Source organism: uncultured Citricoccus sp. (assembly GCF_937871995.1).
GTDB lineage: Bacteria > Actinomycetota > Actinomycetes > Actinomycetales > Micrococcaceae > Citricoccus.
Map to the genome: position 1 here is coordinate 1 of NZ_CALMQR010000113.1, position 12,351 is coordinate 12,351.

Below are 12,351 nucleotides of genomic sequence, written 5' to 3' on the forward strand. Positions count from 1 at the left end.
GGGCGGACGCGAGGTACGGACGTCCTTCTCCGGGCCGTGCGTCTCCCGCAACGGAGAATGGCTCTACCTGCAGGGGGAGGACGTGGGGGAGTCCGGCCTGGAGTTCGTGGCGGCGAACACGGGCGTCTACGCCGTGCCGGCCCCCACGGCCCTCCGCCACGCCACGGCCGGCTGGGACCGTCCGGCGGCCACGCTCCGGCCGCGGCTGCTGACCGACGCCGACGGGATGAACTGCTCCGGTGGCCCCCTGCAACCCTCGGGGCAGGACAACGTGCTGGCGCTGGCCGAGCAGCGCGGTCGGCGCGTGCTGGTGTGGATGTCCCATCACGGCCACCCGGAGACGATCGTGGACCTGCGCGGAGAGGTCACCGGCGCGTCCGAGGCCGGCGGCAACCTGGCGGTGTCCTACACCACGGAGCTCTCCCCCGGGTCTGTGGGCATCCAGCACCGGGGGACGGGCCTGACGGAGCTGTTCGACCCGAACGACCCCTGGCGCCGGGACGCCTTCTCGACCGCGGGCCTTGAGCGCGAGTACCGGGTCCAGGAGGGCGTCGAACCGGGCATGGTGCACGGGTGGGTGTTCGTCCCGTCCGGGCCGGGGCCGCACCCGGTCGTGCTCAACATCCACGGCGGTCCCTACGCGCAGTACACGTGGTCCTGGTTCGACGAGACCCAGGTGCTGGTCGAGGCCGGTTATGCCGTGGTGATGTGCAATCCGCGCGGTTCGAACGGCTACGGGTCCGAGCACGGGTCGACCATCCGCGAGCGGCTGGGCACGGTGGACCGCCAGGACATCCTGGGGTTCCTGGAGGCGGCCCTGGACGAGTTCGGCCCGGGTGGCACGGGGGTGCTGGACGCGGACCGGATGGGTGTGATGGGCGGTTCCTACGGCGGGTACATGACCGCCTGGATCACGGCCCACGACCACCGCTTCACGGCGGCGATCGTCGAGCGCGGATTCCTGGACCCGGTCTCCGCCCTGGGCTCCAGCGACATCGGCTGGTTCTTCACGTCCCAGTACTTCGGCGACGACCACGACCACGTCCGCACCCAGAGCCCCCTGCAGGTGGTGGACCGGGTGCGCACGCCCACCCTGGTGATCCACTCGGAGCAGGACCTGCGCTGCCCGATCGAGCACGCCCAGCGTTACTACCACGCGTTATGGGCGTCCGGGGTGGAGTCCGAGCTGCTGGTGTTCCCGGGGGAGGACCATGAACTGTCCCGTTCGGGCACCCCGTGGCACCGACGGGCCCGCTTCGAGCACGTCCTGCGCTGGTGGGACCGGCACCTGCCCGTCTCCCGCGGGGCCGGCGCGAGCGGCTGACAGGTAAGTTACCGGCGAGTAGTATCGGTCCATGACCGCCACACCCGCCACCGGGCACCCCGCGAGCCCTCCGTATCCGACCCTGTTCAGCCCCGTGACGGTCGGACCGGTCCGGCTGGAGAACCGGGTGATCATGGGCTCGATGCACCTGGGCCTGGAGGACCGTCGCCGCGACGCACCGAAGCTCGCCGCGTTCTACGCGGAGCGGGCCCGCGGGGGAGTGGGGCTCATCATCACCGGTGGCTTCGCCCCGAACCGGACCGGCCGCCTCACCCCGATGGCCGGGACGATGCGTTCGGCGGCCGACGTGGTCGCCCATCGCACGGTCACCCACGCCGTCCACGCCGCCGGCGGCCGGATCGCGCTGCAGCTGCTGCATGCCGGCCGGTACTCCTACCACCCCTGGTCCGCGGCACCGGAACGCTCGACGTCACCGATCACCCCCTTCACCGCCCGCCGGATGTCCCGGCGGGCGGTCGGGCGCACCGTGGCGGACTTCGTGCGTGCGGCCGGACTGGCCCGGCGGGCCGGCTACGACGGGGTGGAGGTCATGGGCTCGGAGGGCTACCTCATCAACCAGTTCCTGTCCCCGCGGACCAACCGGCGCACCGACGCCTGGGGCGGCACCCCGAGCAAGCGCCGCCGGTTCGCCACGGAGATCGTCCGCCGCATCCGGGCGGCCGAGGGCCCGGACTTCCTGATCGTGTTCCGGATGTCGATGGCGGACCTCGTCCCGGACGGGCAGAGTCTCACGGAGACGCTCGAGCTCGCCCGGGAGCTGGAGGAGGCCGGCGCGGACCTGCTGAACACCGGCATCGGCTGGCACGAGGCCCGGGTGCCGACCATCGTCACCTCGGTGCCCCGGGCAGCCTTCACCGCCTTCACCCGGCGAGTCCGCGAGGCGGTGACCATCCCCGTGGCCGCCTCGAACCGGATCAACATGCCCCACACCGCCGAGCAGGTCCTGGCCTCGGGACAGGCAGACCTGGTGACCATGGCCCGGCCCTTCCTGGCCGACCCGGACTGGGTGGCCAAGGCCGCCGCCGGCACCCCCGGACGCATCAACACCTGCATCGCGTGCAACCAGGCCTGTCTCGACCACACGTTCCAGAACCGGCCGGCGTCCTGCCTGGTCAACCCCCGCGCCGGCCGGGAGACCGACCCGGCGTTCCCCCCGTTGCCGGACCGGTCGCTGCTGCCGGTCGCCCCCCGGTCACGCCGGCAGGACACCGCCCCCCGGCGCATCGCCGTCGTCGGGGCCGGACCGGCAGGACTCGCGGCCGCCACCCAGGCCGCGGCGCGCGGACTGGACGTGGACCTGTTCGAGGCCGGTGGGTCGATCGGCGGGCAGTTCCGCCTGGCCCGGCAGATCCCCGGCAAGGAGGAGTTCGCCGAGACCCTGCGGTACTTCCGGCAGCGCATCGACGAGACGGGAGTGTGCCTCCACCTGGGCCGGCGGGCCACCGTGCCCGGACTGCTCGACGGCGGATACGACCGCATCCTGCTGGCGACCGGGGTGGTGCCCCGGACGATCGAGCTGCCCGGCATAGACCGGCCCAACGTGCACGCATACCCGGACGTGGTCTCCGGGCGGGTGCGCTGCGGCCCCCGCGTGGCGATCATCGGGGCCGGCGGCATCGGCCACGACGTCGCCGGGCTGCTGACCGAACCGGACCCCGCCGCGCCGCAGTCCCCGCGCTCCTGGCACTCCCAGTGGGGCGTGGACCCGGACTTCACCGACCGTGGCGGACTCACCGCCGCCGACCCCGGGGCACCGGCCCGCCGGGTCCACCTCATCCAGCGCAAGACGACCAGGCTGGGAGCGGGCCTGGGCAAGACCACCGGCTGGGTCCACCGCTCGGCCCTGCGGGCCCGGGGCGTGGAGGGCATCACGGGGGCCGGATACGTGAGGATCGACGACGACGGCCTGCACCTGGACGTCGACGGCGCCCGCCGCGTGCTGGAGGTCGACGACATCGTGGTGTGCGCCGGACAGGACTCCCAACGGGACCTGTACGACCCGCTGGTCGCCGCGGGGGCCGACGTCGTACTGGTCGGCGGAGCCGACGTGGCCGCCGAACTGGACGCCAAGCGGGCCATCGAGCAGGCCACGCGGCTGGCCGCCCGCCTGTAGCCCCGGCAGGCCGACCCGTAGACTGACGAGCATGGCAACCGTGTATCAAGCAACCCTGGTGCCCTCGAAGAGGGAACTCCTGGAGTCCTGGCTCGCCCAGCAGCCCTGGTCCGGTGAGGGCGATCTCGAGAAGGTCGGCGCCTACCGCTTCGACGACCCCGAGGGCGAGGTCGGGATCGAGGCGCACCTGGTCCGGCGCGCCGGCAGCGACACCGTGCTGCACGTGCCCCTGAGCTACCGCGCGGCACCCCTGGAGGGGGCCGAACCCTACCTGGTGGGAACCGTGGACCACTCGGTCCTGGGCCAGCGGTGGGTCTACGACGCCATGGCGGACCCCGTGGCCACGGCCTGCTTCCTGCGGGCCCTGGAGGGCGAGCAGCAGCAGGCCGAGGTCCACCTCTACGCGGAGGACGGGCAGTACATCGGCCATGAGCCCTCGGAGGTGTCCGTCACCGTCCTGGGAACTCTGCCCGAGCAGCCCGGGCGGGTGCAGGTGCACCGCGTGGTGGCCAATCCCGAGGACGCCGGGTCCGAGCACCTGGCCAGCCGCCGGCGGCTGACCGCCACGTGGCCGGGCGGCCACGGCGTGATCTTCTCCCTGCACACCGGGGACTGAGGGCCTCCTACAGGACGGTGAAACCCTCCGGCAGGGTCCCGCGTCCGGTGATGGCCATGACCAGGTCCACGGCCTGGCCGTTCTGGACTGCCAGCTCCGAGGCCAGCCGGATCACCTCCGGCCAGGCGAGGTCGAGGGACTCCGGGACCTCCTGACCCGTGGCCCGGGCCAGGTCTGCGGTGTGCACGGCGAGCTCGAAGGTGCGCGTGGGCAGGTAGCCGGCCAGCGTCATGGTGCCGACCGGGGTGCGCAGCCGCGCGTCGTCGGGCGTGCGGTCCACCACGGCCTGCGCCAGCACGCGGTCGCGTTCGATGGTGATGGACGGTTCGTCGCCGAGTGCCTGTCCGGCCAGCCGGCCGCGCTCGGCGACCCCCTCGTCGTCGTGACGGCCCCAGAACGCCCGGTAGTAGGCCACCGGTCCGTCCACGAACGGGGCGCCGGGCTCCGTGCCGGCCTCGAGGTAGGCGGTGACGTTGACCAGGGCGCGGTCCACGTGGCCGGCCAGGTCCCGGACGGTCCACTCGCCCAGGCCCGGTGCCTCCCAGTCGGTGATGTTCCTGCAGACGCGGGCCAGGGCGTTGGACGCGGCACGGTAGGCCTCCACGTGGGGGCGCGGCGGTGGGCCCTCCTGGGACGCGGGCTCGGGCTCGGTGGTCTGGGCGAAGCTGCTGGCGGTATCGGTCTCCATGCCCCACAGAGTGCCATGAGCGCATGGCGGAGGCCAGCGTTCCCGTGAACCCGCCGGATCATGACACGACCACGAGCGGGCTGGTCATACCCTGAGGTCATGAAGACCAGCGTCCACTCCAACTTCCCGCCGCCGACGGCAGACGTGCACCCGGCCGACCGTCATGACGCCATCCGCGTGGTCGGTGCCCGGCAGAACAACCTCAGGGACCTCAGCCTGGAGCTGCCCAAGCGGCGGCTGACCGTGTTCACCGGGGTGTCCGGTTCCGGCAAGAGCTCCCTGGTCTTCGGCACGATCGCCGCCGAGTCCCAGCGGCTGATCACCGAGACCTACTCGTCCTTCGTGCAGGGCTTCATGCCCTCCATGGACCGTCCGGACGTGGACGTGCTCGAGGGGCTGACCACGGTCATCATCGTGGACCAGGAGCGGATGGGCGCCGACCCCCGGTCCACGCTGGGCACGGCCACGGACGTCAACGCCCAGCTGCGCATCCTGTTCAGCCGCCTGGGGGACCCGCACATCGGTCCGCCCAACGCCTTCTCCTTCAACGTCCCCTCGGTCTCGGCCTCCGGGGCGATCACGGTGGAGCGCGGCGGCAGGACGATCGCGGAGAAGGCCTCCTTCAACCGCCTCGGCGGGATGTGCCCGCACTGTGAGGGACGGGGAACGGTCACCGACTTCGACCTCACGGCGATCGTGGACGAGGCCAGGTCGCTGCAGGAGGGGGCCATCCTGGTCCCGGGTTACAGCATGGACGGCTGGTACGGACGCATCTATGCCGGGGCCGGGTACTTCCCGATGGACAAGCCGGTGGGCAGGTTCACCAAGAAACAGCGCCACGACCTGCTGTACCGGGAGGCCACCAAGATCACGGTGGAGGGCATCAACCTGACCTACCTCGGCCTGATCCCGTCCATCCAGCGGTCCATGCTCAGCAAGGACCGCGAGGCCATGCAACCGCACATCGGGCGGTTCGTGGACCGGGCCGTCACCTTCGCCACCTGCCCGGACTGCGAGGGCACCCGGCTGGCCCCGGAGGCGAGGTCCTCGAGGATCAACGGCAAGAACATCGCCGATCTCTGCGCCCTGCAGGTCTCCGACCTCGCGGACTGGGTGAAGGACCTGCACGACCCCTCCGTCGCGCCGCTGCTGCGGTCCCTGGCCGAGACGCTCGACGCCTTCGTGGAGATCGGCCTGGGGTACCTGAGCCTGGACCGTCCCGCGGGAACCCTCTCCGGCGGCGAGGCCCAGCGCACCAAGATGATCCGCCACCTGGGCTCGTCCCTGACGGACGTCACCTACGTCTTCGACGAGCCCACCATCGGACTGCACCCCCACGACATCCAGAAGATGAACCGGCTGTTGCTGGAGCTGCGGGACAAGGGCAACACCGTCCTGGTGGTCGAGCACAAGCCGGAGACCATCGCGATCGCCGACCACGTGGTGGACCTCGGTCCCCGCGCCGGCACCGGGGGCGGGGAGATCACCTACCAGGGCGACCTGGCCGGCCTGCGGGCCTCCGGCACCCTCACGGGGCACCACCTGGACGACCGCTCCGCGCTGAAGCAGGACGTGCGCAGCGGCACCGGCGCCCTGGAGGTTCGTGGCGCGGTCACCAACAACCTGCGGGGCGTGGACGTGGACATCCCCCTGGGCGTGCTGGTGGCGGTCACGGGGGTGGCCGGCTCCGGCAAGAGTTCCCTGGTGCACGGCTCGATCGCCGGCCGTGAGGGCGTGGTGGTCGTCGACCAGTCGGCCATCAAGGGCTCGCGCCGGTCCAACCCCGCCACCTACACGGGACTGCTGGAGCCGATCCGCAAGGCCTTCGCCAAGGCCAACGGGGTCAAGCCAGCCCTGTTCAGCGCCAACTCCGAGGGCGCGTGCCCGAGCTGCAAGGGCGTCGGGGTGATCTACACGGAGCTGGGGTTCATGTCCACGGTGGCCTCGACGTGCCAGGACTGCGAGGGCCGGCGCTACCAGGCGACGGTGCTGGAGTTCACCCTCGGCGGCCGGGACATCGCCCAGGTACTGGCGATGTCCGTGGCCGAGGCGGGGGAGTTCTTCGCCGCGGGCGAGGCCCGGCTTCCCGCCGCCCACAAGATCCTGGCCCGCCTGACCGACGTCGGGCTGGGTTACCTGACACTGGGCCAGCCGCTCTCCACGCTCTCCGGGGGCGAGCGGCAACGGCTGAAGCTGGCCAACGAGATGGCCGCGGCCGGCGAGGTCTACGTCCTGGACGAGCCGACCACCGGCCTGCACCTGGCCGACGTCGAGAACCTGCTGGGGCTGCTGGACCGGCTCGTGGACGCGGGGAAGACGGTGATCGTCATCGAGCACCATCAGGCGGTGATGGCCCACGCGGACTGGATCATCGACCTGGGGCCCGGTGCCGGGCACGACGGCGGCCGGGTCGTCTTCGAGGGGACGCCGGCCGACCTGGTGGCCCGGGTGGGCACGGCGGGGGAGACGCTCACGGGACACCACCTGGCGGAGTACGTCAGGGCCTGAGGTGCGGCCTCGCGGTGGAGGCCAGGTACGCGTCGAGGAGGCTCGAGTCCGCCAGGAGGGGCTCGGTGAGGATTTCCAGGGTGGGCAGGATGATCCTGTCGGCGTAGGCCTCCAGCCAGGCCGGCAGCGCCTCGAGGTCGAGGCGTTCCCCGCCGGCGGGGAGGTTCATGAGGAGCGATCCGAGCGCGAACTCCGTCAGGAGCCTGGCCCGCGCCGGTTCGTCCCGGCTGGGGGTGATGGTGCCCGCCTTCACGCCGTTCTCGAAGTAGGTGACCGCGTCGGCCACCATGCTGTCGACCAGCCGCCGGGTCAGGTCATCCCCGGCCTGCAGGCAGCGCAGGACGTACCCGATCAGGGGAGCGTACCCGTCAACCTGGGCCAGCTGGGACAGCATGGCGGCGGGGGCGCCGACGGGTGCCAGCACCTCGGCCTTGCTGGTGCGCGTCTCGGCCAGCACGTACTCGTCGCACGCCGCCCGCAGTCCGGCCCGGGAACCGAAATGGTGCATGATCAGGCCCGGGCTGACTCCCGCGTCGGCCGCGACGGCGCGCAGGGAGGCGCCCAGGCCGTCCGCGGCGAAGCGCCGGATGGCGGCGTCACGGATCCGGGTCTTGGTGGTGAGGTCCTCGGGACTGCGAGACTCTGAACGCATGTTCAGGATATTAAACAGGCGTTCAGCGGGGGGTCAAGGGTTGCCGACCGTTGCATTATGTCAAGTTCGAGAACGGTGCCGGTCGACTTGGGAGCGGGAGGCGCTCGACGGAAAAGTGCCCCGTCCCACATGCACTGACGGAGGACAGGCCCTCCGGGTACCACCGATCACCGGCGGCCAGGGCGCAAGTAGCTCTCGGCGCCGGACGGGTGGCCCGGGCTGGCGCACCGTGGAGCGAACAGGCACCGACGTCACGCGACTGGGCTGACCGAACCGAGCTGGGCTGACCGAACCGAGCTGGGCTGACCGAACCGACACGACGCCTGCTGACCGCGACGGTCGGCCCGTGTGACCCGAGGCGCCTCGCGACGTCACGGGCCGGCCGGTGTGCGGCGCAGTGATTCCACGCCGGCGGCGTGACGACGTCCTCGGCGGCGCGCTCCAGGAACGACCGTCCCAGGCGTGGCAATGCACCACCGGTCCACTGGTGGACGCGTCGGATGACCCCGGGGGCCCGTCGGCACCATGCCGTCAGACGGGCCCCGACCAGAGCCTCTGTAGAACGCCGATAATCTACATTATGTCAACTCAGCGGCTCGTCCGTCTCCCCAGGACGCGGTGAACCTGCTCGTGCTACCCCGCTCCCGTGCGTCGGACAGGCCGCCGGGGTGAGGCCGGGTGTGCTCAGGGTTCTGAACCGCGAACCGTGAGCACTGGCGTTCCGACCAGAGCATGCACCCTGGCGCCGTGCTGGTGGATTGAAGCCGGGGTATGCCCTAGCGGGGGGTGAACAGGCTGACCGATATCACGTGGTGGGTGTTCGGCGCCAGGTCATAGACGTCCACGTGCTTCAGGCGCCAGCCGTGCTGGTTCAGGTGGTGCATGTCTCGGGCCAGGGAAACCGGGTTCCCGGAGATGTGGACAAGCCGGTCCGGGTGTATCTGGTGGACCTGACGGAGAACGGTTCGACCGGGGCCACCGTTCGCGGAGTTCAGCACCACGGTGTTGATCCTCCGGCCGGCCAGGCCTCCCTCGGTCATTCCGGCCTGCCGGGTTCGCAGCCATCCGGCCAGTATCTGCTCGGTGTCACCGGTGAGGGCCACCGCCTGGGGCATCTCACCCAGGTTGGCTTTGGCGTCCTGGCTGACCTGGGCGTCCGGTTCTACTGAGAGCACCGCCCCCTGCGGGCCGACGGCGTCGGCCAGGAAGGCGGAGAACAAGCCCGCACCGGCATACAGCTCGGCCACGACCTCTCCCGGCTGGGCTTGTGTCGCTGCCAGCACGGATTCGACCAGGGTCCTCGGGGCATCGCGGTGGGCGGGCCAGGATCCGCTCCCCCAGGCGCGGAACGTCCGGGTTCCGTGGTGCTCGGTGACCACATGCTCCCGGATCACAGCATCCCCGCGCAGGTGGATCACCCCTGGCCCCGGGGCCGACCCTTGCGACGGGACGGTGATCCGGGCCGAGACGTGGCCCGGCAAGTGGGCCAGCCGGCGCTTCCAGCCCTCGTGCTGATCCTGCAGTACTCGAGGGTTACGGGATGCTTGTGGACCCGGAGTGATACTCACCAGCACCCGGGATCCCTGAGTGGCAGCAGTGACGTCGACGCGTACGGCACCGGTGAAGTCCAGGTCCCAGAGGCGGAGCTCGTCGTAGGCGGGCACCGACAGGGGGATCCTGCCGGTGGGTGAGACGGCCAGCGTGGTGCGGCTGCGCCAGTGCATCCCCGCTGGCTCATCGGCGACGATGCCCATGACACGGACCTCCACATCATCTCCATGCAGCTGGCCGGCCCGGCCGAGGGTGTCCCGGAAGACCTGGGCCTTGAGCCGGCGCTGATGGTCCAGGACGATGTGGCCGAATTCGGCGCCGTCCACCGGGGGCCGGCCGGCCTGATAGGCCCGCAGCGGGTCCGCCAACTTCCACGGATGGACCCGTCGGAACTCCGAGGCCCCCAGCACCTGGACGGTGTCAGCCCAGTAGTACCCGGTCGTGGGGCCGGACCCGATCAACCGGGCCACGACGGTCTCCCCGGGTATCGCATGACGGACGAAGATCACCCGGCCCTGGTGCCGAGCCACGCAATGGCCCCCGTGCACCATGGGGCCGACCTTCAACACCCGGAGCACCGGATCCGGGCCGTCGGCTCCGGCAGCCATCCCACCTTGAGCGGTGGCGTACATGGAACTGGTCATCTCATCTCTTCCGTTTCAGACACGGCAGTCGGGCCCCTCGGACAGGCGGTCGAGAGGGAACACTCGGGATGGGCCGTCCGGCCGGATAGCGTCACGAGCCCTCGCCATGAGGGGGTCGCGGCAGGTGACAGGGCCGGGACGGGGCCTGGATGCTGACCAGTGGGGACACAGGCCCACCGCCCGGTCGAGGATGTCAAGCAACCGCGCGTAGTGGTCCTGGGTCAGGCACCCGGCGGCATCGGGCCGCATCGGTCCCGGCAGTACCCCGGCCCGTAGGTGGATTCGCACGTCGTGCTCCATAGACCCCTCCTGGGAGTGGCATCAAGAGCTCGCTGCTGAACTCGTTAGTGGTGTGCGATTCGTCTATCCGCACACCCCGTTGGATCGGAGCGGGAGGAACAGGTGGGTATCCCGCCCCGGCGGTGCTCCCGTACCCGACCTTAGGCAAGACCGGTCCGATCGGAGCAAGTCTCGCGTCTACCCCATATGTACTGATGCCGTCAGCTGGGATGACGTCTACCAGGGGCACGGCCTGGGTTCCGGGCGCGTGAAACCCGTGGTCAGCCGGTACACGTGGAGAATGAGTATTGACAGTGAATAGGTCAACGTGCACGGGCGCCGTGACTTCGGCCCGGTCACGGTTTCGGTCGGAGGCGCGCAGGTGCCGGTCCGGACGCTGATAGGTGTACGTATGGCCCCGGGTGCTCTGCGGGCCATTCGCCCCAGGTTCTGGGCTGGCACCACTCCGTCTCCCGTCGTTGCCCGCCACAGATGGCCACCGGGTGTTACTCCTGCCGGTACCGGCCGCCCGCGCGTTCCTCTCGCGCGAGGAAGGACCCAAGTTCCTCGATGGTGCTCATCAACGGTGCGGGGAAGACGACCGTGGTGTTCTTGTCCACCCCGAGCTCGAGCAGGGTCTGGAGGTTCCGCAGCTGCAGTGCCACTGGGTGGGCCATCATCACATCCGAGGCCGCTGCCAGGGCTGTGGCTGCAGTCGCCTCGCCTTCAGCGTTGATGATCTTGGCACGCTTTTCCCGCTCGGCTTCGGCCTGACGGGCCATGGCTCTCTTCATGCTGTCGGGCAATTCGATGACCTTCAGCTCCACGAGGGTGACCTCCACGCCCCAGTCCACGGTGGTCACGTCGAGGATGGATCTGATGTCCTCGTTGATGCGATCCGTTTCCGAGAGCGTGTCATCGAGGCTGTGCTGGCCCACGACCTTGCGCAGGGTGGTCTGGGCGATCTGGTCGATCGCGGAGTGAACGTTCTCGATCGCCACCACCGCCTTGGCGGCATCGATCACCCGGAAATAGGCCACTGCAGAGACATCGACGCTGACGTTGTCCCTGGTGATGATGCCTTGAGACTGGATAGGCAGGGTGACGATCCGCAACGGCACCCGGTGCAGCACGTCGATAAAGGGGATGATGACGTGCAGGCCGGGCTCGCGCACCGGCAGCAGTCGGCCCAGACGGAAGACCACCCCGCGTTCGTACTCTTTGATCACCTTCAGGGACAACCACAGCAGAAGCAGGACCAGGATGGTTCCCGCGATGAGGAGGACTTGTTGCAGGGGGTTCATGGGGCGCTCCGGTATGAAGTGGCCGATGTCGGTCAGCACGTGGTGGGTAAACAGCTAAGCCCCCGCGGTCATGTGCCCGTTGCCGATCGTGTCGACCGCAGTCATGGGTAGGTTCCTTTCCCGAAGTGCGGGGCGGCGGGCCCCCATCGGCAACGGCGAATGGCCCTATGCCTCCGGGAGATTGCCCCGGCCACCTCCGGTCCGGTACATACGGACGACGAAGTGGCTTTCTGCGTGGTTCTTCGCGATGACCGCTCCGGCTTCCCCGGCGAGCTTGATGCCGAATTGGATTTCAATGCGTTCCGCCACATGGTCATCGAACGCCTCGAATGCGGCGGCGGCGGCTGGGCGGATGGACGCGAGGGCCTCTTCGAGGCGACGGCCGGCGTCGAGGATTCCCTGCTGATTTCGCAGCGGGTGATCGACTCCGTAGCTTCCGTCATGGGCCTCCACCAGCACGAAACCGGAGCCGACTTCGTAGCGGACAATCTCTGACATACCGCGCCTCTTTCGTACTCGACGAGTCCCCACTCGATGCAACCGGCAGTGAGGGGAGCTGACCTCAGATACTGGCTGTCAGGGATCCGTTGTTCGTGGCTTCTTAGTAAGTGTTGGGAAAGTGCTGGTGGCCCTTCCGGGTGCGGGGCCCTG

General features: G+C 70.0%; 9 protein-coding genes. 4 read left to right on the forward strand and 5 right to left on the reverse strand.

Annotated elements, in window-relative coordinates; translation table 11 throughout:
• The 3 genes from Q0283_RS13195 to Q0283_RS13205 form a co-directional block, all read left to right on the forward strand.
• On the forward strand, nucleotides 1–1,324 hold a 1,324-nt coding region (locus Q0283_RS13195; RefSeq protein ID WP_298045064.1), incomplete at its 5' end, for a S9 family peptidase.
• 31 nt (nucleotides 1,325–1,355) lie between these two features.
• Nucleotides 1,356–3,458, forward strand: coding sequence for an NADPH-dependent 2,4-dienoyl-CoA reductase (locus Q0283_RS13200; protein ID WP_298045065.1), 2,103 nt, complete (start codon nucleotides 1,356–1,358; stop codon nucleotides 3,456–3,458).
• A gap of 31 nt (nucleotides 3,459–3,489) precedes the next feature.
• Entirely contained in the window at nucleotides 3,490–4,074 is a 585-nt protein-coding gene (locus Q0283_RS13205; protein ID WP_183526013.1) for a CG0192-related protein, read from the forward strand.
• Between the two features lie 7 nt (nucleotides 4,075–4,081).
• On the opposite strand, the gene Q0283_RS13210 is transcribed toward Q0283_RS13205, so the two are convergent.
• Nucleotides 4,082–4,762 carry a maleylpyruvate isomerase N-terminal domain-containing protein gene (locus Q0283_RS13210; RefSeq protein ID WP_010142715.1) on the reverse strand — a complete coding sequence of 227 codons (681 nt, stop codon included), beginning with the start codon at nucleotides 4,760–4,762 and terminating at the stop codon, nucleotides 4,082–4,084.
• 99 nt (nucleotides 4,763–4,861) lie between these two features.
• On the opposite strand from Q0283_RS13210, the gene Q0283_RS13215 reads away from it, so the two are divergent.
• Nucleotides 4,862–7,270, forward strand: a complete 2,409-nt coding sequence (locus Q0283_RS13215; protein ID WP_298045068.1) for an excinuclease ABC subunit UvrA — start codon at nucleotides 4,862–4,864, stop codon at nucleotides 7,268–7,270.
• On the opposite strand, the gene Q0283_RS13220 is transcribed toward Q0283_RS13215, so the two are convergent.
• The 4 genes from Q0283_RS13220 to Q0283_RS13235 all read right to left on the reverse strand — a co-directional run bounded on the left by Q0283_RS13220 (nucleotide 7,260) and on the right by Q0283_RS13235 (nucleotide 12,198).
• Entirely contained in the window at nucleotides 7,260–7,922 is a 663-nt protein-coding gene (locus tag Q0283_RS13220; RefSeq protein ID WP_183526020.1) for a TetR/AcrR family transcriptional regulator, read from the reverse strand. The genes Q0283_RS13215 and Q0283_RS13220 overlap by 11 nt on opposite strands.
• A 776-nt stretch (nucleotides 7,923–8,698) precedes the next feature.
• The gene (locus tag Q0283_RS13225; RefSeq protein WP_183526022.1) at nucleotides 8,699–10,081 is read right to left on the reverse strand and encodes a class I SAM-dependent RNA methyltransferase; all 1,383 of its coding nucleotides are present in this window, start codon (nucleotides 10,079–10,081) and stop codon (nucleotides 8,699–8,701) included.
• 821 nt (nucleotides 10,082–10,902) lie between these two features.
• Nucleotides 10,903–11,739 carry a slipin family protein gene (locus Q0283_RS13230; protein ID WP_324590374.1) on the reverse strand — a complete coding sequence of 279 codons (837 nt, stop codon included), beginning with the start codon at nucleotides 11,737–11,739 and terminating at the stop codon, nucleotides 10,903–10,905.
• Between the two features lie 126 nt (nucleotides 11,740–11,865).
• Complete coding sequence (locus Q0283_RS13235) at nucleotides 11,866–12,198, reverse strand: CU044_2847 family protein (protein ID WP_183526025.1); 333 nt, start codon at nucleotides 12,196–12,198, stop codon at nucleotides 11,866–11,868.
• Nucleotides 12,199–12,351: the final 153 nt, after the last annotated feature.